Origin of the sequence: Pseudomonas chlororaphis subsp. chlororaphis (assembly GCF_003945765.1) — a bacterium.
GTDB lineage: Bacteria > Pseudomonadota > Gammaproteobacteria > Pseudomonadales > Pseudomonadaceae > Aquipseudomonas > Aquipseudomonas chlororaphis.
The window spans coordinates 879,399-901,246 of sequence record NZ_CP027712.1; the positions used below are offsets into that span (position 1 = coordinate 879,399).

16 protein-coding genes and 1 pseudogene are annotated in these 21,848 nt (G+C 65.1%); 13 read left to right on the plus strand and 4 right to left on the minus strand.

What is annotated here, in order from left to right; all coding sequences use genetic code 11:
• Positions 1-1,461 (plus strand): N-acyl-D-amino-acid deacylase family protein, encoded by a 1,461-nt coding sequence (locus tag C4K27_RS03860; protein WP_053259570.1) that lies wholly within the window; start codon positions 1-3, stop codon positions 1,459-1,461.
• Positions 1,462-1,592: 131 nt separating this feature from the next.
• Positions 1,593-1,961, plus strand: a complete 369-nt coding sequence (locus C4K27_RS03865) for a glyoxalase superfamily protein (RefSeq protein ID WP_053259571.1) — start codon at positions 1,593-1,595, stop codon at positions 1,959-1,961.
• 458 nt (positions 1,962-2,419) lie between these two features.
• Here C4K27_RS03865 and gliR read toward each other — a convergent pair whose 3' ends face one another.
• On the minus strand, positions 2,420-3,439 hold the full coding sequence (gene gliR / locus C4K27_RS03870; RefSeq protein WP_053259572.1) for an AraC family transcriptional regulator GliR: 1,020 nt from the start codon (positions 3,437-3,439) through the stop codon (positions 2,420-2,422).
• 251 nt (positions 3,440-3,690) lie between these two features.
• Between gliR and C4K27_RS03875 the strand changes: the two genes are divergently transcribed.
• The 8 genes from C4K27_RS03875 (at position 3,691) to C4K27_RS03910 (ending at position 15,561) form a co-directional block, all read left to right on the plus strand.
• Positions 3,691-5,286: an FAD-binding oxidoreductase gene (locus C4K27_RS03875; RefSeq protein WP_053259573.1), complete on the plus strand. Its 1,596-nt coding sequence runs from the start codon at positions 3,691-3,693 to the stop codon at positions 5,284-5,286.
• A 5-nt stretch (positions 5,287-5,291) separates the two neighbouring features.
• Positions 5,292-6,905, plus strand: a complete 1,614-nt coding sequence (locus C4K27_RS03880; RefSeq protein WP_053259574.1) for a glycerol-3-phosphate dehydrogenase/oxidase — start codon at positions 5,292-5,294, stop codon at positions 6,903-6,905.
• Positions 6,902-8,464 (plus strand): FGGY-family carbohydrate kinase, encoded by a 1,563-nt coding sequence (locus C4K27_RS03885; protein WP_053259575.1) that lies wholly within the window; start codon positions 6,902-6,904, stop codon positions 8,462-8,464. The genes C4K27_RS03880 and C4K27_RS03885 overlap by 4 nt, the downstream gene beginning before the upstream one ends.
• A gap of 190 nt (positions 8,465-8,654) precedes the next feature.
• Positions 8,655-9,980, plus strand: coding sequence for a phospholipase C/P1 nuclease family protein (locus C4K27_RS03890; RefSeq protein WP_053259576.1), 1,326 nt, complete (start codon positions 8,655-8,657; stop codon positions 9,978-9,980).
• A 53-nt stretch (positions 9,981-10,033) separates the two neighbouring features.
• Positions 10,034-12,019, plus strand: a complete 1,986-nt coding sequence (locus C4K27_RS03895) for a DUF1302 domain-containing protein (protein ID WP_255313555.1) — start codon at positions 10,034-10,036, stop codon at positions 12,017-12,019.
• Between the two features lie 44 nt (positions 12,020-12,063).
• Positions 12,064-13,434 carry a DUF1329 domain-containing protein gene (locus C4K27_RS03900; RefSeq protein ID WP_053259577.1) on the plus strand — a complete coding sequence of 457 codons (1,371 nt, stop codon included), beginning with the start codon at positions 12,064-12,066 and terminating at the stop codon, positions 13,432-13,434.
• A 145-nt stretch (positions 13,435-13,579) separates the two neighbouring features.
• Positions 13,580-14,137 (plus strand): hypothetical protein, encoded by a 558-nt coding sequence (locus C4K27_RS03905; protein WP_053259578.1) that lies wholly within the window; start codon positions 13,580-13,582, stop codon positions 14,135-14,137.
• A 1,040-nt stretch (positions 14,138-15,177) separates the two neighbouring features.
• Entirely contained in the window at positions 15,178-15,561 is a 384-nt protein-coding gene (locus tag C4K27_RS03910; RefSeq protein ID WP_053259579.1) for a hypothetical protein, read from the plus strand.
• A 264-nt stretch (positions 15,562-15,825) separates the two neighbouring features.
• Here C4K27_RS03910 and C4K27_RS31690 read toward each other — a convergent pair whose 3' ends face one another.
• Together C4K27_RS31690 and C4K27_RS31695 are read right to left on the minus strand one after the other, a co-directional pair.
• The gene (locus C4K27_RS31690; RefSeq protein ID WP_370686826.1) at positions 15,826-16,689 is read right to left on the minus strand and encodes a methyl-accepting chemotaxis protein; all 864 of its coding nucleotides are present in this window, start codon (positions 16,687-16,689) and stop codon (positions 15,826-15,828) included.
• Positions 16,690-16,731: 42 nt separating this feature from the next.
• Positions 16,732-17,877: pseudogene (locus C4K27_RS31695) on the minus strand (methyl-accepting chemotaxis protein); the annotation flags it as partial.
• Between the two features lie 250 nt (positions 17,878-18,127).
• On the opposite strand from C4K27_RS31695, the gene pmrG reads away from it, so the two are divergent.
• The 3 genes from pmrG (at position 18,128) to C4K27_RS03930 (ending at position 20,152) form a co-directional block, all read left to right on the plus strand.
• Complete coding sequence (gene pmrG / locus C4K27_RS03920) at positions 18,128-18,784, plus strand: lipopolysaccharide core heptose(II)-phosphate phosphatase PmrG (RefSeq protein ID WP_053259581.1); 657 nt, start codon at positions 18,128-18,130, stop codon at positions 18,782-18,784.
• Positions 18,785-18,809: 25 nt separating this feature from the next.
• Positions 18,810-19,676, plus strand: a complete 867-nt coding sequence (locus tag C4K27_RS03925) for a phosphatase PAP2 family protein (protein WP_053259582.1) — start codon at positions 18,810-18,812, stop codon at positions 19,674-19,676.
• A 140-nt stretch (positions 19,677-19,816) separates the two neighbouring features.
• Positions 19,817-20,152: a hypothetical protein gene (locus C4K27_RS03930; RefSeq protein WP_028681622.1), complete on the plus strand. Its 336-nt coding sequence runs from the start codon at positions 19,817-19,819 to the stop codon at positions 20,150-20,152.
• A 90-nt stretch (positions 20,153-20,242) separates the two neighbouring features.
• Here the strand turns inward: C4K27_RS03930 and C4K27_RS03935 are convergent, their stop codons facing one another.
• On the minus strand, positions 20,243-21,697 hold the full coding sequence (locus C4K27_RS03935) for an ArnT family glycosyltransferase (protein ID WP_053259583.1): 1,455 nt from the start codon (positions 21,695-21,697) through the stop codon (positions 20,243-20,245).
• Between the last annotated feature and the right edge of the window lie 151 nt (positions 21,698-21,848).

Genomic DNA, 21,848 nt, shown 5'->3' on the forward strand with positions numbered 1-21,848 from the left:
ATGCTTTACGACACCCTGATCCGCAATGCCCTGGTGATCGACGGCAGCGACCGCCCGGCTTACCCCGCCGATGTCGCCCTGTTCGAGGGCCGCATCGCCCGTATCGGCGACCTGCAAGGCGCCCGCGCCAGCGAAGAAGTCGACGCCGCCGGGCGGGTGCTGGCCCCCGGTTTTATCGACGTGCACACCCACGACGACACCGTGGTGATCCGCCAGCCGCAGATGCTGCCCAAGCTCAGCCAGGGCGTGACCACGGTGATCGTCGGCAACTGCGGTATCAGTGCCTCGCCGGTGAGTCTGCGCGGCGAGCCACCGGACCCGATGAACCTGCTGGGCAGCCAGGCGGCCTTCGTCTACCCGTGTTTTCGCGACTACCGCGACGCCGTGGACGCCGCGCAGCCAGCGGTCAATGTGGCGGCGCTGATCGGCCACACGGCGCTGCGCAGCAACCATCTGGACGATCTGTATCGCACCGCCACGGCCGAGGAAATCGCCGCCATGCGCGAGCAGTTGCGGGCCAGCCTGGAAGACGGTGCCCTCGGCTTATCCACAGGCCTGGCCTACGCCAGCGCCTTCTCGGCCGAAACCGACGAGGTGCTGCAACTGGCCGCGGAACTGAGCGCCTTCGGCGCGGTGTACACCACCCACCTGCGCAGCGAATTCGAGCCGGTGCTGGAGGCCATGGATGAGGCGTTCCTGATCGGCCGCCAGGCCAAGGCGCCGGTGATCATTTCCCACCTCAAATGCGCGGGGGCGGGCAACTGGGGCCGCAGCCCACAGTTGCTGGCGTCCCTGGAGCAGGCAGCGAAAGATCATCCGGTGGGCTGCGACTGTTACCCCTACGCGGCCAGTTCCTCGACCCTTGACCTCAAGCAGGTCACCGATGCCTTTCGCATCACCATCACCTGGTCCACCCCGCACCCGGAACTGGGCGGCCGCGACCTGATGGACATCGCCGCCGAGTGGGGCACGACTCTGCTGGAGGCCGCGCGGCGCCTGCAACCGGCCGGCGCGGTGTACTACGGCATGGACGAAGCCGATGTGCGGCGCATTCTTGCCCATCCGCTGTCGATGATCGGTTCCGACGGCCTGCCGGAAGACCCGTTTCCCCATCCACGGCTGTGGGGCGCCTTTCCACGGGTACTCGGGCACTTCAGCCGCGACCTCGGCCTGTTCCCGCTGCACACCGCGGTGCACAAGATGACCGGGCTGTCGGCGGCGCGTTTCGGCCTCAAGCAGCGTGGCGAAATCCGCGAAGGGCACTGGGCCGACCTGGTGCTGTTCGATCCGGCGCGGGTCCGCGATGTGGCCGACTTCAAAAGCCCGCAACAGGCGGCCGAGGGGATCGACGGCGTGTGGGTCAACGGCGTGCGCAGCTATGCCGAAGGCCAGGCCAATGGCTGCCGGCATGGGCGCTTCCTGGCGCGGCAAGGGGATTTGCGTGAAGGGTTCAACGGCTGAAGGTGTGCGGCGTCGAATAGGTGAATGCCGTCACAATGATGGCCTGATGATATTAAAGAAAGCCTTGGCCTAGCCGAAGTGCTGACATCCACCTGCTATACCGTGGACATCTTTCATCAGGGAGTCGTGCAATGAGCTTTGGCAAAACCACCCCCATCCTGCGGATCTTCGACGAGGCCAAGGCGCGGGAGTTTTATATCGACTTCCTGGGCTTCACGCTCGACTGGCAGCACCGCTTCGAAGACAACTTCCCGCTGTATATGCAGGTGTCGCGCGGGGAGTGCGTGCTGCACTTGTCGGAGCACCATGGCGACAGCACGCCGGGCTCTGCGTTGCGCATCGAGACCGACGAGCTGGAAGCCTTCCAGCAGCAGTTGCTGGCCAAGGATTACCGCTTCGCCCACCCACAGATCCAGGCCATGCCCTGGGGCAGCCAGGACCTGACGGTGCTCGATCCGTTCGGCAATCGGCTGGTGTTTACCAACGCCATCAGCGTCTGAGCCAGCGCTTCGCATCTTGCGCCTGGACCTTGTAGCCGCTGCCGAGCGCAGCGAGGCTGCGACAGGACCGCAGGTCCTCCAGCGGTCTCAAGAACCTTGCGCCCCCTGCGGGGACGATCGCAGCCTCGCGGGCTCGGCAGCGGCTACAGGGAAGGGCGATACACCTGGCATGCCTGGACCTTGTAGCCGCTGCCGAGCGCAGCGAGGCTGCGATAGGACCGCAGGTCCTCCAGCGGCCCCAAGAACCTTGCGCCCCCTGCGGGGACGATCGCAGCCTCGCGGGCTCGGCAGCGGCTACAGGGAATGGGGCGATGCACCTCGCCTTGCGCCTGGCACCTTGTAGCCGCTGCCGAGCGCAGCGAGGCTGCGACAGGACCGCAGGTCCTCCAGCGGTCCCAGAAGCTTGCGCCCCCTGCGGGGACGATCGCAGCCTCGCGGGTTCGGCAGCGGCTACAGGGTTAGAGGGTTCGCTGGGTGTGGCGGAATTCTCCCGGGGTCATGCCGGTGCGGCTTTTGAAGGTGCGGTGAAAGGAGCGCTGTTCGGTAAAGCCCAGGTATTGGGAAATATCGTGAATCGCCAGATCGCTGTGCAGCAGGTAATGCTCGGCGAGCTCCTGGCGCAGGTCATCGAGAATCTGCTGGTAGCCGGTGCCGGCCTGTTGCAGCTGGCGCTGCAGGGTGCGCACGGAGGTGGCCAGTTGTTTCGCCACCTGCTCCTTGCGTGGCAGGCCTTCCTTGAGCAACTGGCGCAGAACGTTTTTCACCTGCTGCGGCAGCGGCGCATCGCTTAGCGAGGCCATCAGGCCCAGGGCATGTTCCTCCAGGGTACGCAGCAACTGGGCGTCGGCCTGGCGCAGGGGCAACTGCATGTATTGCGCAGGCGCGATCAGCGCCGAATAGGCTTGGTCGAACAGCACCGGGCTGCCGAAAAATGCCTCGTACTGGGCCAGCTCGGCCCCCGCCGGCAGCGAATGCTCGAACCACACGGCGATGGGGCTCAACCGGGTATCGGCGATCCACTGTGCGTACAGCAGCCACGACGCCAGCACGTTCTCCACCATGTGCCGGCGCGAGGTGGGGCGCTGGTGGCGGCAGCTCCAGGTCAAGTGGATTTGCCCGTCGACCTGCTCGGCACGGCTGACGCCCATGTCGCCCACCAGCTTCTCGAACGGCATGATCCGGTTCATCGCGTCGCCCAGGGTCGCGCAGTTCATGGTGATGTAGCCCAGCACGTTCCACGAGTTGGGCAGTACGAACCGCGCCGAGTTGAGCCCGAACAGCGGGTCTGCCGAATGCTCGCAGAAATAGTCCAGCAAACGCTCATGGGCCTCGCCGGGCAGGCGCAGGCTGTTGTCGCTCAATTGCCCGGCCTGCAAGCCCGCGGCCGCCAGCGCAGGTTCAATGGCGATACCCAGCTGCTCGGCATAGCGCAGGTACTTGAGCAGCGGTGGGACCGAGGTGTAGCCGAGGCTGTGCATGGTGGGTTTCCTGGCGCCGGGACGTGGATGGACGCGCGCGGGAACCGAGTGGGAGGCTGTTCCAGCAGGCGTCGGCGCCCTGAAAGGTAATTTGAAAGCGGGACTAAAGTAAATGCTTCGGGCCCCTTGTCCCCGGCTGACCCAATTGGCTACTCGAACTGGCCTGATGCGACCGTGACACCCGTGCGCCGCGAACTAGTATGGGGGCCTTGCAAACCAACACTTACAAGCACGACACAAGGGGCACAGGCATGCGACGCTGGAACGGCTGGGGCGAACAGAGCACGGTGGTCGAATTGCCCGCCCAGGGCGCGGGGTTTCTTGCGCAGCGTATCGGCGCGGGGAGCCGGCTGGCGGATGCTTCGCTGGAAACCGCGTTGGCCCGGGTGCCGCCGTCGCGCCTGATGCCCCATGCGCTGTACAGCATCGAGGCCCATGACCGGCTGCTGCATGCCCGCGGCCAGAGCCTGCCGGACTGGCTGGCCCTGCGCGAAGGCACGCTGGAGCGCTACCCGGACGGCGTGGCCTTTCCCGATAGCGCCGAGCAGGTTCGCCAGTTGCTGGCCCTGGCCGAACAGCAGGACCTGTGCCTGATCCCCTACGGCGGCGGCACCTCGGTGGCCGGCCACATCAACCCACCCGTTTCGACGCGGCCGGTACTGACCGTGTCCATGGCGCGGATGAATCGCCTGCTGGAGCTGGACGAAAGCAGCCTGATCGCCACCTTCGGCCCCGGCGCCAGCGGCCCGCAGGTGGAAAGCCAGTTGCGCGCCCGCGGCTATACCCTGGGGCACTTCCCACAGTCCTGGGAGCTGTCGACCCTGGGCGGCTGGGTCGCCAGCCGCTCCAGTGGCCAGCAGTCCCTGCGCTACGGGCGCATCGAGCAGTTGTTCGCCGGCGGCACCCTGGAAACCTTCGCCGGCCCCTTGCAGATTCCCGCGTTCCCGGCGTCGGCCGCGGGGCCGGACCTGCGCGAGGTGGTGCTGGGCTGCGAGGGGCGCTTCGGGATCATTTCCTCGGTCAAGGTACGGGTCAGCGCGCTGGTCGAGGACGAGCGCTTCTATGGCGTGTTCCTGCCGGACTGGCCCAAGGCGCTGCAGGCCATCCGCCAACTGGCCCAGGCCCGAGTGCCGCTGTCCATGCTGCGGCTGTCGAACGCGGTGGAAACCGAGACCCAGCTGGCCCTGGCCGGCCATCCGCGGCAGATCGCCTGGCTGGAGAAATACCTGAAGCTGCGCGGGGCGGGGCAGGGCAAGTGCCTGCTGACCTTCGGCGTGACCGGCAACCGCCAGCAGAACGCCCTGTCCCTGCGCCAGGCCAGGCAGCACCTGAAGGCCTTCGGCGGGGTGTTCACCGGCACCTTGCTGGGCAACAAGTGGGCGCATAACCGCTTTCGTTTTCCCTACCTGCGCGAGAGCCTCTGGCATGCCGGCTATGTGGTCGACACCCTGGAGACCGCCACCGACTGGAGCAATGTCGACAACCTGTTGCAGCGCATCGAGGCCAGCCTGCGCGATTGCCTGGCGGCCGAAGGCGAACAGGTCCATGTCTTCACCCACCTGTCGCATGTCTACGGCGAAGGCTCGAGCATCTACACCAGCTACGTGTTCCGTCCGGCCGCGGATTACCCGGCCACCCTGGCCCGCTGGAAGGCGCTCAAGCATGCGGCCAGCCAGACCATCGTCGAGCACGGCGGCACCATCAGCCACCAGCACGGCGTGGGCAAGGACCACGCGCCCTACCTGCCGCACGAAAAAGGCGAATTGGCGATCGCCGCCCTGCGCAGCCTCAGCCGGCACTTCGACCCTGCCGGGCGCCTCAACCCCGGCACCCTGCTGGAGGAATAAGGCCCATGAGCACGGATTGGAATGCGCAATGGCGCCAGGCTCAGCTGCCGACCCTGGCAGGCCAGAGCTGGGACCTGATCGTGATCGGCGGCGGCATCAGCGGGGCCGGGATCCTGCGTGAGGCGGCGCGGCATGGCTGGCGCTGCCTGCTGCTGGAACAGCGCGATTTTGCCTGGGGCACTTCCAGCCGTTCCTCGAAAATGGTCCATGGCGGCCTGCGCTACATCGCCAAGGGCCAATGGCGCCTGACCCGCGATTCGGTGCGCGAACGCCAGCGCCTGCTCGACGAAGCGCCCGGGCTGGTGGAGCCCATGAGCTTTCTGATGCCGCACTATCGCGGTGTGTTTCCCGGGCCGCGGGTGTTCGGTGGCCTGCTGGCGGTGTACGACGCCCTGGCCGGGCGGCGCAACCATCGTTTCCACGACGTCGAGCAGATGCGTTACCTGGCGCCCGGCATCAAGGCCGAAGGCTTGCTGGGCGGCTCGTGTTTTCTCGATGCCCTGACCGACGATGCCCGGCTGGTGATGCGGGTGCTGGCCGAGGCGCGGGCCGATGGCGCCCAGGCGTTCAATGGCCTGCGTGTGCAGCAGGTGCTGCGCGAACGGGGGCGAGTGTGCGGAGTGTCGGTCGAGGACGTGGAAAGCGGCCAGTCGCTGACCCTGCGTTGCTCGGTGCTGGCGGTGGCGAGTGGGGCCTGGGCCGGGCGTTTCGCGCCGCCTGGCGAGAACCGCCACTTGCGGCCCCTGCGCGGCAGCCACCTGTTGCTGCCCGGCTGGCGCTTGCCGGTGGCCCAGGCATTCAGCTTCCTGCATGACAGCGATCGGCGCCCGGTGTTCGTGTTTCCCTGGGAAGGCGCCACCGTGGTCGGCACCACCGACCTCGATCACCGCGAAGACCTCGACCAGAGCGCGCGCATCAGTGCCGAGGAGCTGGCCTATCTGCTGGCGGCCTGCGAGCAGCAATTTCCCGAGGCGCGCATCGGCGCCGCCGATGTGCTGTCGACCTGGTCCGGTGTGCGCCCGGTGGTGGGCAGCGCCGACGCGGCGGGCAAGCCTTCCAGTGAAACCCGCGAGCATGCGCTGTGGTGTGAGCCGGGCTGCGTGACCCTCGCCGGCGGCAAGCTGACCACCTTTCGTACCCAGGCCATCGAGGTGTTGCAGGCCTGTGCGGCGATGCTCGGGCGGACCCTGGACGCTGCCGACGCGGTGGTGTTCGCGGCCGTGCCGGCGGTAGAGGTCGCGGGCCTGAGCAGTGGCCAGCTGCGCCGCCTGGCCGGGCGCCATGGGCGCGACCTGCCGCGACTGGCGCAATGGCTGGCGCAGCTGGGATGCGGCTGCGTCGCCAGCAGCGACACCTTGTGGGCCGAGCTGGCGTTTGCCGCCCAAAGCGAGATGGTCCTGCACCTGGACGACCTGCTGCTGCGCCGCACCCGCCTGGGCCTGTTGCTGGCCAACGGCGCGGCGGCCGAGCTGCCGGCGATCCGCGCCCTGTGCCAGCCCCTGCTCGGTTGGGACGACGCGCGCTGGGAACAGGAACAACAGCGTTATCACGACCTGTGGCTGCGTTATCACAGCCTGCCCGAGGTTGCCTATAGAAGCCTACCCAAGAGCCATCCATGAACAACGACAAGCCCTATCTGCTGGCGATCGACAATGGCACCCAGAGCGTGCGGGCCCTGTTGTTCGACCTGCAAGGCAACCTGCTGGGCAAGGGCAAGGTCGAGTTGCAGGCCTACTATTCCAGCCAGCCCGGCTGGGCCGAACAGGACCCCGATTACTACTGGCGCAAACTCGGCGAGGCCTGCCAGCAGTTGTGGCAGCAGACCGGCATCGATCGCCGGCAGATCCGCGGCGTGTCACTGACGACCCAGCGCGGCACCCTGATCAACGTCGATGCCGACGGCAAGCCCTTGCGTCCGGCGATCCTCTGGCTCGACCAGCGCCAGACCGAAGTCGAGGGCGACATCAAGGGCCCCTGGAGTTGGCTGTTCAAGCTGATCGGGGCCCAGGCCACGGTGGATTACTTTCGCGCCCAGGCCGAGGTCAACTGGATCGCCCGGCACCAGCCCGACGTCTGGGCGGCCACCGACAAGCTGTTGCTGCTGTCGGGCTTTCTCACCCATCGGCTGACCGGGAACTTTGTCGACTCGGTCGGCTGTTGCGTGGCCTTTTTGCCCTTCGACTACAAGCACCTGCGCTGGGCCGCGCCCCGTGACTGGAAATGGCAGGCCCTGGCGGTGCGCCCCGAGCAGCTGCCGAGCCTGCGCAAGCCGGGCGAGGTCCTGGGGCATATCAGCGCCGCGGCCAGCCAGCTGACCGGGATTCCCGAAGGCCTGCCGCTGATTGCCGCGGGGGCCGACAAGGCCTGTGAAGTGCTGGGTTCCGGGGTGCAGGACAGCGGCACCGCCTGCCTGTCCTACGGCACCACGGCGACCATCACCACCACCCGGTCCCGCTACCGGGAAATCATCCCGCTGATCCCGCCTTACCCCTCGGCGATGCCCGACCATTACAACTGCGAAGTGATGATCTATCGCGGCTACTGGATGGTCAGCTGGTTCAAGCAGGAGTTCGGCCTGCGGGAAATGCAGCAGGCCCGCGAGCAGGGGCTGGAGCCGGAGGTGTTGTTCGATGCGCTGGTCAACGCGGTGCCGCCCGGCTCCATGGGGCTGATGCTGCAACCTTACTGGTCGCCCGGAATCCGCGAGCCGGGCGTCGAGGCCAAGGGCGCGATGATCGGCTTTGGCGATGTGCACACCCGGGCGCATATCTACCGGGCGATTCTCGAGGGCCTGGCCTACGCCCTGCGCCAGGGCAAGGAACGCATCGAGCAGCGCACCCGCAACCCGATTACCTGCTTGCGGGTGGCCGGCGGCGGTTCCCAGAGCGACGCGGCCATGCAATTGACGGCGGACATTTTCGGCCTGCCCGCCGAGCGTCCGCATGTGTACGAAGCCTCCGGGCTCGGCGCGGCGATTGCCTGTGCGGTCGGGCTGGGCCTGTACCCGGATTTCCCCACGGCCATCGCCGGCATGACCCGCGTCGCCGAGGTCTTCCAGCCGCAACCCCAGGCGCAGCAGCTCTATCAACGGCTGTACCGCGAGGTGTATGTGCGCATGTACCGCCAGCTCAGCCCGCTGTACCGCAGTATTCGCGAGATCACCGGTTACCCGGCCTGAACCCGGCCGCACGCCAGCGGTTGTCGCGCCCGGGTTTGCCGGCGCGCGGCGTTGGCGGCTGCGTGGGTTCGCGGGCAACGGCGTGGCGCTATCGGAGAGTTTTTTTGGCCAGATTGGACAGTGTCAGGCCCGGGGTCGGTTGTTAGGCTCGATCCCCACTGCCGATTGATCCAATAAGAGCGAAAAGCCGATGAAGTTGTCTGTAGCGCTGTGGTGGGGGCTGACGTGGGGAACCTGCGCGATGGCGCCCGATGCCCAGGCCTGGTCCAACCACACCGTGGGCAGCTACCTGGCCTTGCAGGCGTTGCCGCAACTGCGTGACGCGCCCGAAGTCGAGGTCGAAGCCCTGGAGTCGTTCCTCGTGCAGGAGCATGTGGGGCTGGTGGTCCTGCTCGAGCGGCAGGAGCAGTTTGCCCGTGAGCACTTCGCGCACTATCCGCCGCGCCCGGACGAGCTGAAGCTGGGCGAGCAGCCGGGGGACAATCCGCGCCAGGCATTTCTCCAGGCGCTGCGGCTCAACCCGAAGATCCACCTGGCGCTGGCGATCCAGCCGATGGTCGGGCAAGACCAGCCCCGGCGCCAGCACCTGGCGGCGGACCAGGTGATGGTCAAGCAGACCCTTTCGCCCTGGAACATCCAGCGCTTCATTGCCCTGGCTCCCGCCGAGCGCGTCGCGCCGCTGGCGGTGCTGGCCAGTGCCGCCGACGAGCCGGACTACGGCCACGACATCAACCTGTTCAGCGACAACCCCGGCGATGTCGGCGCGCGCTATGGCTTCGGCCCGCAACCCTTTGGCGATGCGCGGTTCCAGTACAGCTCCCAGGCGCCGTTCCACATGGGTTTCTTCCACGAAAACCCGGTGGTGTATGCCGCCGCGCCGTTCCTGCAACGCAACTGGCCGCACTGGCGGGCCTATCAGTTTCTCGACCTGGCGCGCTTCGCCTTCGCCAAGGGGCATCCCTATTGGGGTTACCGCTTTCTCGGCTGGGGCCTGCATTACATCCAGGACCTGACCCAGCCCTATCACGCCACGGCGCTGCCGGGTGTCGACCTGGCCGACATGCTGCTGATGGAGAGCAAGGCCCTGGCCGGCTACGACGCGGACAAGAAGGCCGCGATCGAACGCGCGGCCACCCGCCACACGGAGGTGGAGAAATACCAGTTCAACTGGCTGCACGGCCTGCTGCTGGCCGGGCAGCCGCACCCGATGCTGGCGGCCTATGCCGACACCGAGCGGGACGCGAGCTACCCGCCCTATTCGGTGGACTACCCGCGCGAGGTGATCAGCGCCGAATCCAGCGCCCAGGCTGCGGCCTTCGACGAGGCCATCGGCCAGTGGCTGCAGACCCCGGCAGCCAACCAGAGCTTCAGCGCCGGCAACGCGCTGGCCCGGGAACGTTATGAGCATGCGGCGCTGAACGGGCAACTGTTGCAACTGATCCGGAACCTGGGCGCCCACAGCCGCAATTTTGTGCGCGCCGGTATCGAGGCAGATGCCGGGCCAGGCGCCGAGTAGTGCAGCGCAAGCGGACAGAAAAATAACAAGAGTCAGTCAGGGGGATGCAAGCGATGGCGATCAGCGTGTGGAGTCGGCACCCGGGAGCACCGGGCAAATGGTACGCGGCACCCAGCTATGCCGGGGTCGGGCTGCTGGGCCTGTTGCAATGGTGCGCGGTCGATGCGGTGCAGGCCATGGAGTTCAGCGTGCTGGACAATCAGGTCACCGGCTCGTTCGACAGCACCTTGTCCTACGGCCGCCTGTGGCGGGTGCAGGGGCGGGACAAGAGCAACGATGACGTCAACACCAACGACGGCAATCGCAATTTCGACACCGGGCTGGCTTCGGAGGTCTACAAGATCACTTCGGAGCTGGAGGCCAACTACCAGAACTACGGCATGTTCGTGCGCGGCACGGCGTTCTATGACACCCAGATCATGGACAAGCGCAACGACTACTACAAAAACAACCAGCCCTCGCAGCCGAGCCAGAGCAACCCCCGGGACGATCACTTCAGCAGCCAGACCCGCGACATCGCCGGCAGCCGCGTGGAGATGCTCGACGCCTATGTCTACGGCAACTGGGATGTGGCGCAGATGCCGCTGTCGGTGCGGCTCGGGCGCCAGGTGTTCAACTGGGGCGAGGGGATTTTCTATCGCGGCGGGGTCAACACCACCAACCCGGTGGACGCCGCCAAGTACCGTCTGCCCGGCGCCGAGGTCAAGGAAGTGCTGATGCCGGTGGAGGCCATCAGTTTCAACATCGGCCTGAGCGACAACCTGACCCTGGAAAGCTTCTACCAGTGGAACTGGAAGGAGACGCGCATCGACCCGGTCGGCACCTTCTACTCGCAGACCGATCTGTTCGCCGACGGCGGCCGCACGGCTTACAACAACTTCAGCGGCACCGCGCTGGACACCCCGGTGCCGGGCTTCGGCAACGTCATCGGGCTGTATGAGTCCCTGGGCAACAACCCGGTGCTGGGCAACGTGCTGCGCAGCACCGGCCTGTATGCCAATGGCATCACCCCGGCATTCGGCAACACCCTCAAGGTGGCCTCGGTGGGCAAGGACATCAACGCGCGCAACGACGGCCAATACGGCTTCGCCTTTCGCTACATGGCCGAGTCGCTCAACAGCACCGAGTTCGGCCTGTACCTGGTCAACTATCACGCCAAGGAGCCCACCATCGCCGCCGACCTGGGCGGGTATCAGGGCGTCGACATGGACGCCCTGGCCAATCTGCTGCGCCCGGTGGCGGGCAGCCAGGCCGAGGCGCTGGCCAACGGCCTGGCCACGGCCGACGTCATGGGCAACATCCAGGCCCACCGCCGGTACGCCGAAGACATCCGCATGTATGGCTTCAGCTTCAACACCACCCTGGGGCCGGCGTCGGTGTTCGGCGAACTGGCTTACCGGCCGAACCTGCCGATCGGCATCGCGGCCACCAACGACCTGGTCGGCGACCTGGCCAACGGCGCGGCGGCCGCGGCGGCTGGCCGGACCGTGAATGTCGGTGGGCAAATGGTCCGGCTCGACAGCGAGATCAACAACGCCGAACGGATCGAAGCCTTCAACGCCTCCCTGGGCAGCATCTACAACTTCGGCCCAAGCCTGTCGTTCGACTCGTTGTTCGGGGTGTTCGAACTGGCCTCCGAGCACCTGCGCGGCAGCAGCCTGAAGTACAGGGCCCATGACGGCAGCACCCGCTATTACGCCGGCACCGGCAACTTTTCCTACGTCTCCGGGGGCGAGCGCGACGATCAGGTCAACCGCAACGCCTACAGCTACACGGTGATGTTCAACGGCACCTGGAACGACGTGTACGCCGGGGTCAACGTGTCGCCCTACGTGGTCTACAAGGACGACTTCGAGGGCAACTCCTACCAGGCCGGCAACTTCATCGAGGGACGCAAGGCCTACACCCTGGGGGTCAAGGCCAACTACCAGAACAAGCTGGAAGCCGAGTTGCAGTACACCGAGTTTTTCGGCGGTGGCCAGAACAACGGCGTGCGTGACCGCGACAACATCGGTTTCAACCTCAAGTACTTCCTGTGAGCCATCAGCCTGCGGCACCTGTCGAGCCGCTTCGGAGAGCATCCATGTTGCACAAGCACCGATTGATCCACGCCGGCCTGGCGCTGGCCCTGGGCGTGGCCGCCGCCAGCGCCCTGGCAGCGAACGGCGATGAGGCGCAAGCACTCAAGGGCAGCCTGACACCGCTGGGCGCCGAGCGTGCCGGCAACGCGGCCGGCACCATTCCGGCCTGGGACGGTGGCATCACCCAGGCGCCCCAGGGCTATCAATCCGGCAAGCACCATGTCGACCCGTTCGCCGGCGACACGCCGTTGTTCACCATCACCAAGGCCAACCTGGAGCAGTACAAGGCCAACCTCACCGCCGGTGAAATCGCCCTGTTCAACAACTACCCGGACACCTTCCAGATGCCGGTGTACAAGAGCCGCCGCTCCGGCTCGGCGCCGCAATGGGTGTATGACAACACCTACAGGAACGCCACCAGCGCCAAGCTGCTCGACGGTGGCAACGGCTTTGCCGACGCCTACGGCGGGGTGCCGTTCCCGATCCCGAAAAGCGGGGTCGAGGCGTTGTGGAACCACATCACACGCTACCGCGGCACCTATGTGGTACGCCGCGCTTCCGAGGCGCCGGTGCAGCGCAATGGCAGCTTCGCGCTGGTGACCTCGCAGCAGGAAGGGCTGTTCAACTACTACCGCAAGGACGGGCAGTTCGCCGGTTTGAAGAACGTCCTGTTCTATTACCTGGCCTTCGTGAAAAGCCCGGCGCGCCTGGCCGGTGGCGCCGCCCTGGTGCATGAGACCCTGGACCAGATCAAGGAGGCCCGCCAGGCCTGGATCTACGACGCCGGCCAGCGGAGGGTGCGGCGCGCGCCGAACCTGGCGTACGACACGCCGATCGCGGCGTCCGACGGTTTGCGCACGGCCGACGACACCGACATGTTCAACGGCTCGCCCGACCGCTACGACTGGAAGCTGCTGGGCAAGAAGGAGATCTACATTCCGTACAACAACTACAAGGTGTCCAGCCCGGCGGTGAAGTACGCCGATTTGCTCAAGGCCGGGCATCTCAACCCGCAGTACAGCCGTTATGAGTTGCATCGGGTGTGGGTGGTGGAAGGCACCTTGAAGCCCAATGCCCGGCACATCTATTCCAAGCGAGTGCTGTTTCTCGACGAGGACAGCTGGGGCGCGGCGGTGGTGGACCAATACGATGGCCGCGGGGATCTGTGGCGGGTGTCGATGGCCTATCTGAAGAACTTCTACGACCTGCCGACGACCTGGAGCGCGCTGGACGTGTTCCACGATCTGCAGGCGCGTCGTTACTACGTGCAGAACCTGGATAACGAGGAAGCGCAGACCGTGGACTTTGCCCAGCCCGTGCCGGAAGACGCTTACTTCATGCCGTCGGCGTTGCGCTTGCGCGGGACCCGGTAAGGGGCGGCTTTGTCTTGCCTCGGGCTGGCTGGCGCGGCGGTGCAGGGTTCAAGACGCTGCCGTGGGTGCCGATACGCAAGAGGCAGGCACACTTTGGGGAGCGCGAAAGCTCCCCCTGACCCTTTCAGGAACGGAGTCCAAAAAAATGAACACAGCCATTGCATGGCCGGAGGTTTTTCTCGGGGCGTTTGATGCGATCAGCGAGCGCATGGCGCAGGTGCTGGAGCTGAGCGATTGCCGGGAGCACTGGATTCAGGCCGAGCTCAGCCTGTATGCCTGGCAGCAGGGTCATACCGATGTCTGGACTGGCGGTAATGCTGGAGGACGCACGAAAGTCGACCTGTATACGGAAGATCTCGATATGGCGGCCGAGGTGAAGTGCCTGGGGGATGTGTCGTTTCCCAAGTGCCTGATGGGCAAGGGGATGGCCGAGACCCGGTCCGTGCTGCGAGAGGATGGGGATGGGCGGCTCTGGTTTCCGCAGGTTGACCGGGGTGAGTCTGTGGTCTGGTCGGTGTTTGCCGATCTGCGTCGGCTGCAACGGATGGAGGGGGTTCGGAACAAGTTTCTGATTCTGGTGATTGCCAAGGACTATGTGGCAGAGACACAGATGGGGGAGACGCTGCGGCGGCTTCGTTTGTCGCAAGAGGAGTGGTCGTTGGAGTTGAAGAACGCCACGGTGCGGATTTGGCGGATCGAGTAGCGCGTAGGAGCGAGGCTTGCCTGCGATGGCGTCTGCTCTGGCGCTGCATTTTTTGGACGGGGTACATATCCGTTTCTGCGGTCATGGCCTCTGGCGGTATGGGAAAAGCCTCTGTAGGAGCGAGGCTTGCCCGCGATGGCGTTCGTTCTGGCGCTGTATTTCTTGGATGGGGTGCATATCCATTTCTGCGGTCACGGCTACTTATGGTTCCGCCCTTACGGCGGGTCACTTTTGGCAAACGCCCGGAATGCCGGCCCAGCCAAAAGTAACCAAAAAGTCTTGCCCCTGCGTACGGCCTTCGCTGCGCTCAGGTTTCCTCGCTCCGGCGTCCATCAGGGGGCATCGACTCCGGTCGGCTTCGCTTCGACCTCCATACGATGTCCTCGACTGCGTCGAGGGGCGCTACGCGCCATCCCCCTGATGAACACCGGAACGAAGCCTTCCGATGGGGCGGGCAGATCAAGATCAAAAGCTGCGCCATGCGCGACCTACCGGTCGGCGCTAACTCCTGTAGCCGCTGCCGAGCCCGCGAGGCTGCGATCGACTGCGCAGCAGGCGCAGGGATTTTGAAACCGCTGGAGGACCTTCGGTCCTATCGCAGCCTCGCGGGCTCGGCAGCGGCTACAGACCGGTTATATCGGCGCTTTTTGTAGGAGCGAGCTTGCTCGCGATCAGGTCCTGCGGATGACGTGTTTTGTCGTGTAGGACGCTGTCTGAAAGTGAGGCTCTTCGCTTTATCTTGTAAGGCTTTTCCGAGAAACTCCGGGGCGCTTGCGTCTGGGAAGGGGGCTGTCTAGCCTCGGGTTCGTCACCGGTTTTTCGGTGATCGGGTTTAGCAGCTCGAGGAAAATCCAGACGTACAAGCTCCCTATCTAACTCGTTGGCATTTCTTGTCGACTTGTTTGTTATGGCAGCTGTGCGCGGGGCACCCTTGGGTGCGCTGGGTCTCTGGAGTCCTGGTCTGCTAACCCGCGTATAGCTGCCACCCTATTTTCGTTTAGCAGCGACGGGTGATGGCTCCACTACTCCGGAGTTACGCCATGAAAAAGCTCGTCCCCGATCCACCCGTTTCCCTTCCGTGCTCGCGTAGAAATCCTGAGCATGATCGTGCCAACGAAAGCATTCTTCAGGCGCTGTGCCTGCATCGTGGTGATGGTTCGCCGATGGATGCGCTCAAGCCAACCGTGGGCACTGTCGTTGGCCAGGATTCGTTGTTTTGTGTGCGTGAAGGCATCAGCGCCGAGGAGGCGTTGCTTCACGTTTCGATCCTGCTCAAGGCGGCCGAAGAGGTGTCCGATGAGATCACCGAGCGGGCCAGTGGCGTGGAGCGTGGCCTGATCTGGTCGCTGATCCATAACGTGGAGATGGCGCGGGGTGTGGTGGATGCGCTGCTAGACGGCAGCCGCCCGCCCACGCAGGCCTGAACCCGAACTCCGAACTCCGAACTCCGAACTCTGAACTCTGAACTCTGAACTCCGAACCCCGAACCCCGAACCCCGAACCTTGGGACTTGGAACCCTGTAGCCGCTGCCGAGCCCGCGAGGCTGCGATCGACTGCGCAGCAGGCGCAAGGTCTTGAGACCGCCGAAGGCCTTCGGCCTTATTGCAGCCTGCGGCAGCGGCTACAGGGATTGGGGAGGGTGGGCGGCCTATCGCGAGCGAGGTTGCTCGCGATAGGGCCTTGAGGGTCAGACGCGGAAGTGGCTGACCATCATTTGCAGCTGGTTGCCCAGGCGCGCCAGTTCGACGCTGGAGGCGGCGGTTTCATCGCTGGCGGCGGCGGTCTGTTCCGAGACGTCGCGCACGTTGATGATGCTGCGGCTGATTTCCTCGGCCACGGCGCTCTGCTGTTCGGCAGCGGCGGCGATCTGCTGGTTCATCGACTGGATGTTCGACACCGTGCGGGTGATGTTCTCCAGGGAGACGCCGGCCTTGCGGGTCAGGTCGACGCTGCTGTCGGTCAGGCTGCGGCTGTTGTTCATCACGTTGGCCACTTGCTGGGTGCCGTTCTGCAGGCCGGCCACCAGGCCTTCGATTTCCTCGGTGGATTTCTGCGTGCGTTGCGCCAGGGCGCGGACTTCGTCGGCGACCACGGCGAAACCGCGACCGGCTTCACCGGCGCGGGCGGCTTCGATGGCGGCGTTCAGCGCCAGCAGGTTGGTCTGTTCGGCCACGGCCTTGATCACGTCCATGACGCTGCCGATCTTCTGGCTTTCCTGTTGCAGCACGCTCATGGCGTCGGTGGAACGCACCACTTCGCTGGCCAGGCGTTCGATCTGGGCGATGGCTTCGGCCACCACCTTGTCGCCTTCGCGGGCTTCGCCGTCGGCGGCGGCCGCGGCTTGCGAGGCTTCTTCGGCGTTGCGCGCGACTTCCTGCACGGTGGCGGTCATCTCGTGCATGGCGGTGGCCACCTGGTCGGTCTCGACCTTCTGGCTGTTGACCCCGGCGCTGGTTTCCTCGGTCACCGCCGACAGCTCCTCGGCGGCGCTGGCGATCTGGGTCACGCCGTCGCGGATGCCACCGATCAGTTCGCGCAGGGTCACGCCCATGCGGCCGATGCCTTGTTGCAGCACGCCGAGTTCGTCGCGGCGGGTGACGCGCACGTCCTGGGTCAGGTCGCCGGACGCGATGCGCTCGACCACGGTCATGGTTTCACGCAGTGGACGGGTGATCTGGCGGGTGATGATCACCGCGGCCAGGATGCCCACCAGCAGCGCCAGCAGGGTGCTGATCAGTTGCAGGCTGCGGGCCTGGACGCTTTCTTCGTCGCGGCGGTCGAGCTGGAACTGGTACAGCTCTTCGCTCTGGCTGACGATCAGGGCGCCCTGTTCGGTCATTTCCTTGCGCGCCTGGCCGGCTTCGCTGACCGCGGCCTTGAAGGTCAGCAGGGAGGTGCGGTAGTCATCCAGCGCGGTTTTCAACTGGCGCAGGGCATCGCCCTGGGTGCTGCTGAAATGGCTGTCCAGGCCACCCAGCGCGGCAATCGCCGCGTTCATCTGGGCGGCGGCATTGCGTTCGGCGTCCGCGGTGCTGTTGTAGATGTATTCACGGACTTCGAAGCGCGCCAGCAGGAACTCCTCACGGGCCTTGGTGATGGCCTGGAACTGTTCGAAGCGCTGGTCGCTCAGGGGCATTTGCTGAACGCGCGTGGTGATGCTGTTGATCAGGTTGCGCGCCGTTTCCGAGTTGCCGTTCATCACCGCGCGGGCGGCATTGGCGTTGCGGTAGGCGTTGCGCATCTTGTTCAGGGACGCCTGGTAGGCGCTGATGGTGGTGCCCTGTTCCTTGAGCAGCTTGATGTTGGCCGGGTTCTTGAAGCTGTTCTGCAGCTTCTGTTGCTGGGCCGAGAAGTCGTCCAGGGAGGCCTGCACATTCTGCGCGGCGGTTTCGTCGCCGTTGGTCAGCATGTATTGCAGGCGGGTCACGCGCAGCTTGGTCAGCCCGGCGTTCAGTTGGGTGATGTCGCTCATCCAGTTGCTGCGGTCGATCAGACCGCCCAGGCTGGTCCAGCCCGTGATGGCGAGGATGGTAGTCAGGGCCAGGACCAGGCCGAAGCCCAGGCCTAACTTGAGATTGACGCTGATGTTGCCGAACCAGCTATTCATGCAATTCCTCCAGGAACGTTGTGCTGCTTGATCGTGTATCGCTGGAAGATTGTTGTTATTGGTGGCCAGCAAGGATTTGTTCGCAGGTGTGTATCGGCGGCAAGGGCAATAGCTGAAACGATTTCGTCGCATTAGTTTTTTGCACCATTTTGGGGCTTTCCAAGGGCCTGATTTCGCTCCAGAAACCGCCTGGCCGATTGAGCTTTTTTTCACATCCGTTTCACTGGGCGGCCACGCCTCGCTGCCTAAAGTCCGACCTTCGATCGGGTACCACGCACTCGATTTGTCATGAGCGGCGGTTAGCGTCTGCTGCGCTGCTCAACTCAATGTCTGGTGGTCATATAGGGGCGGCTCGCACGTGGCGTCAGGACTCAGTCTTCCGGTGGCAAAGCCCGCGCTCGTCGCGAGCCGTTTTGCCCGTTATCGCAATAGCCTGGTGATCGCCCTGGTGGCCTTGCTGGTGCTGCCGCTGGTGTTCTTTGTGCTCAAGCCCGCGGCGGTGCCGGACCTGGCCCACGGCAACCTGGCCGGCGCCAGGGCCTTGAGCGCCGGCTGGGCCAAGGGCCAGATGATTGTGCTGATTCGTCATGTGGAGCGTTGCGACCATTCCAGGGCCGCCTGCCTGAACGTGCCCGACGGCATCACCGACCGTGCCCGTGACGTGGCGGTGGGGGTTGGCGCGCAGTTCGAGCACCTGGGGCTGGACAAGGCCGACATCTACCACAGCCCGCTGACCCGCGCGGTACAGACCTCGGGTTATATGTTCAGCAAGGCCGGCAGTGGCGAAGACTGGCTGTTCGACTGCAAACGCAGCCTGTTGCGCGATGCCCTGGCGCACAAGGTGGCCGGGCGCAACCTGGTGCTGGTGACCCACAGCGAATGCATGGCCGCGCTGGAGAAGGCGCTGAAGCTGCCGTCTTCGAGCCTGGGCTACGGCGCCTCGTTGTTCGTCTCCACCGATACCCTCGATGGGCGTCCGCACATGCTCGGCTTCATCGAAGCCAGCGACTGGCGTTCCGTCGCCTTCAATCGCCCCTGACCGTCCCTTGCCCGAGACTCTGAATATGCCGGCGTTTTCCCGTTCCCGCTTTACGGCCTGGAGCTTTTATAAATGGAACCTCGGCCTGCCGCTGCTGTGCGCGGCGCTGGTGTTCCTGATGTTCGACATGACCCGGATCGACATCGCCTTCAGCGACCTGTTCTTCGATCCGCTGAGCCAGACCTTCCCGCTGGATCACTCCCATCTGTTCGAGAAGATCACCCACAAGTGGGCGCGGATCATCCCCAACTGGACCGGCGAGCTGGCGCTGATCGGGCTGCTGCTGTCGTTTGTCTGGCCGCTGTTCAAGAGCGCAAGGTTTGGCCGCGGCAAGACCTTGCTGGAGAAGCTCCGCGTGGCGCCGGTATTGCGTTTTACCGCGCGCCATCGCCGGGACCTGCTGTTCGTGGTGGTGGCCTTTGCCCTCTGCACCGGGGCGATTCACTACCTCAAGGGCCACACCAGCGTGTACTGCCCGGTGGAAACCACCCAGTACGCCGGCAAGATCGAGCACAAGGAGTGGTATGAGAACTTCGAGCTGTTGAAGACTGCCGGTGACGGCCGCTGCTGGCCGGGCGGCCATGCCTCGGGCGGTTTCACCATGCTGGCGCTGTACTTCGTGGCCCGGCGTTATCGCTGGCGCCACGCCAAGGCGCTGCTGTATGGCTCGCTGCTGCTGGGTTTCGTCTATGGCACCACCCGGGTGCTGCAGGGCTGGCATTACATGTCCCATACCTTCTGGGCGGGGATCGTAGTGTGGCTCACCTGCCTGCTGACGGCGCTGCTGTTTTATGGCCGCGCGCGCCTGGAACAGCCAGTGCTGGCGCACACCGAACCGGGGCCCGAGCAGTCCGCGGCGCTGATCGATAACGGTGCTTCAGTAGCTGACTGAATCGTCAGTGCGAGGCGACTGGCGGGAGAGGGCCCCGGCGCAATTTTTGGTGCTTGCCGATGTTTTTTGGGTGACCAGAACTGTTAGGGTGCGCGCCCCGGAGAAAAGAGTTCCCGGGTTCCTGGTTTATGGAGTCATGCATGAAACACTTGAGCAAAATCGCCGCCTCTGCGCTGGTTGTCCTGGCCCTGGCTGGCTGCACCGGCACCGCGATGAAAACTCAGCAACTTGATAGTAGCCAGTACACCGTGGTCGGTCACAGCGAAGCAACGGCTACCGGCATCATGCTGTTCGGGGTCATCCCAATCCGGCAGAACAACCGCTTCGTCCGCGCCCAGACCGCGGCCATCCAGGCCAAGGGCGGTGACGCGATGATCAACACCCAGATCCAGGAAAACTGGTTCTGGGCCTGGGTATTGAGCGGTTACACCACCAAGGTCTCCGGCGATGTGGTCAAGCTGAAAACCGTTCAGTGAGCCATGCCGGCGCCGGTGCGAAAGCCTGGCGACGAGATAAAAAAGGGCACCCCATGAGGGTGCCTTTTTTATGGGCGCTCACTGTGCCGGTCAGTGGCCGACAAAGTAGTAGGCCTGGCGACTGACCGTGACCTTCTTCAGTACCTTGAGTGGTGGCTTGGGGTCTTCCTCCAGGGCCATGACCGCTACGTTGTTCGGCGAGGTGCCGAGAAACTCATTCAGCTGGGCCTCGGTCTGCACGTCCTTGAGCAGGCTCTGGGTGTAGAACACGCTGGCGCCGGCCGCGCGTTCGTTGGCCTGATACAGCGCCACCTGCTGCCCGGCGGCCTGTAGCGTCTGGATCTCGCTGATCAGCGGCACAAAGGACAGCTTGCGATCGGCGCGTGGCGCGGCCCACTGCGCGGCCACCAGGTAACTGCACACCACCAGCGTCAGCACGCCTGTGGCCAGGCCGCGGCGCCGACGCCCCACGACGCTCCAGAACCCATCGCCCACGGCGCGCAGGCGCAGGCGTTCGTACAGCACTGCCGCGTATTCGGCCGCCAGCACCGCCGCGGCCGGGGTCAGCGACATCAGGTACACGGTGCGCTTGCTCGACGCCAGGCACAGCAGGGTGAACTGGGCTACGAGCCACAGGCTGAAAAACAGCAGGTAGCGGTTTTTCACCAGGCTTTTGCGAAAGTGCCACAGGCCCAGGTAGACCAGGATGTTCCACGGCAGGAAGGCTTGCGGCAGTTTGGCCAGGTAGTAATAGAAGGGCTCGTAGTGCCCGGCCTCGACAAAGGAGCCATCGAAGCGCCCGACGCTGTTGGTCCACAGCACTTCGCCCAGGGCTTGCAGGCCCCCGCGCTGGTACAGGAAGTACAGCCAGATCAGCAGCGGCACCAGGCCGAGCAGGGTCAGCAGGGCGGGTTTGAGCCAGTGGCCGAGGGCGAAGCGCTTTTCGATCAGGCTGTCGGCCAGCAGCCAGGCGAAGATCACCACGCCCGGCATCGCCAGGCCCAGCACGCCCTTGCTCAGGGTGGCGATGGCGATGCCGAGGGCGAACAGCAGCCAGCCCAGGGTGGCCGGCTGGCGTTCGGCCTGGCGCCGTTGGGTGTGGAAAAACGCCAGCAGCGCCAGGGTCACGCCGAGGCTGAGCAGGGCGTCTTCACCGACCCCGCGCACATTGCCCCAGTAACTGGCCATGGTCGCCAGCATGGCGCCGGCCACCCAGGCCACTACCTTCGGGCGGCCGAAGCGGCGCAGCATGGCGTACAGCAGCATCACGCTGAACAGCCCGGCGAAGGCCGAGGCCAGGCGCACCGCCCACGGCGTGCCTCCGAATACGCGGATGGCGCTGGCATCGAGCCACAGGCTCAGCGGCGGTTTTTCCAGGAAGGGTTGGCCGAACAGGCGCGGCGTCACCCAGTCATCGTCCAGGTGCATCTGCATGGCGATCCCGGCGACCCGGGCTTCGGTGGAGCCCTGCAACTGGTGGTTGCCCAGGGCGAAGAAGAACAGCAGGGCGGCAAGCAGAAACAACAGCGGTGCGGGTCGCGACATGAGGGGACTGCCGAAGAGGTTGCGCCGGGGAGGATCAGGCGCTCCGAGTATACGGAGGCGATTCTTAACAAATCGTGAACGAGGGAGGATTGGGTAACAGCAGGCTCCTGCCTGTTTTCCTTGTTGAACGGGGTGCACCGCATGGGGTTGA

Bases quoted from the DNA above. Each gene is read 5' to 3' on its own strand.
- C4K27_RS03860 (WP_053259570.1), top strand. From the start codon at position 1: ATGCTTTACGACACCCTGATCCGCAATGCCCTGGTGATCGACGGCAGC.
- C4K27_RS03865 (WP_053259571.1), top strand. From the start codon at position 1,593: ATGAGCTTTGGCAAAACCACCCCCATCCTGCGGATCTTCGACGAGGCC.
- gliR (WP_053259572.1), bottom strand. From the start codon at position 3,439: ATGCACAGCCTCGGCTACACCTCGGTCCCACCGCTGCTCAAGTACCTG.
- C4K27_RS03875 (WP_053259573.1), top strand. From the start codon at position 3,691: ATGCGACGCTGGAACGGCTGGGGCGAACAGAGCACGGTGGTCGAATTG.
- C4K27_RS03880 (WP_053259574.1), top strand. From the start codon at position 5,292: ATGAGCACGGATTGGAATGCGCAATGGCGCCAGGCTCAGCTGCCGACC.
- C4K27_RS03885 (WP_053259575.1), top strand. From the start codon at position 6,902: ATGAACAACGACAAGCCCTATCTGCTGGCGATCGACAATGGCACCCAG.
- C4K27_RS03890 (WP_053259576.1), top strand. From the start codon at position 8,655: ATGAAGTTGTCTGTAGCGCTGTGGTGGGGGCTGACGTGGGGAACCTGC.
- C4K27_RS03895 (WP_255313555.1), top strand. From the start codon at position 10,034: ATGGCGATCAGCGTGTGGAGTCGGCACCCGGGAGCACCGGGCAAATGG.
- C4K27_RS03900 (WP_053259577.1), top strand. From the start codon at position 12,064: ATGTTGCACAAGCACCGATTGATCCACGCCGGCCTGGCGCTGGCCCTG.
- C4K27_RS03905 (WP_053259578.1), top strand. From the start codon at position 13,580: ATGAACACAGCCATTGCATGGCCGGAGGTTTTTCTCGGGGCGTTTGAT.
- C4K27_RS03910 (WP_053259579.1), top strand. From the start codon at position 15,178: ATGAAAAAGCTCGTCCCCGATCCACCCGTTTCCCTTCCGTGCTCGCGT.
- C4K27_RS31690 (WP_370686826.1), bottom strand. From the start codon at position 16,689: ATGGGCGTGACCCTGCGCGAACTGATCGGTGGCATCCGCGACGGCGTG.
- C4K27_RS03925 (WP_053259582.1), top strand. From the start codon at position 18,810: ATGCCGGCGTTTTCCCGTTCCCGCTTTACGGCCTGGAGCTTTTATAAA.
- C4K27_RS03930 (WP_028681622.1), top strand. From the start codon at position 19,817: ATGAAACACTTGAGCAAAATCGCCGCCTCTGCGCTGGTTGTCCTGGCC.
- C4K27_RS03935 (WP_053259583.1), bottom strand. From the start codon at position 21,697: ATGTCGCGACCCGCACCGCTGTTGTTTCTGCTTGCCGCCCTGCTGTTC.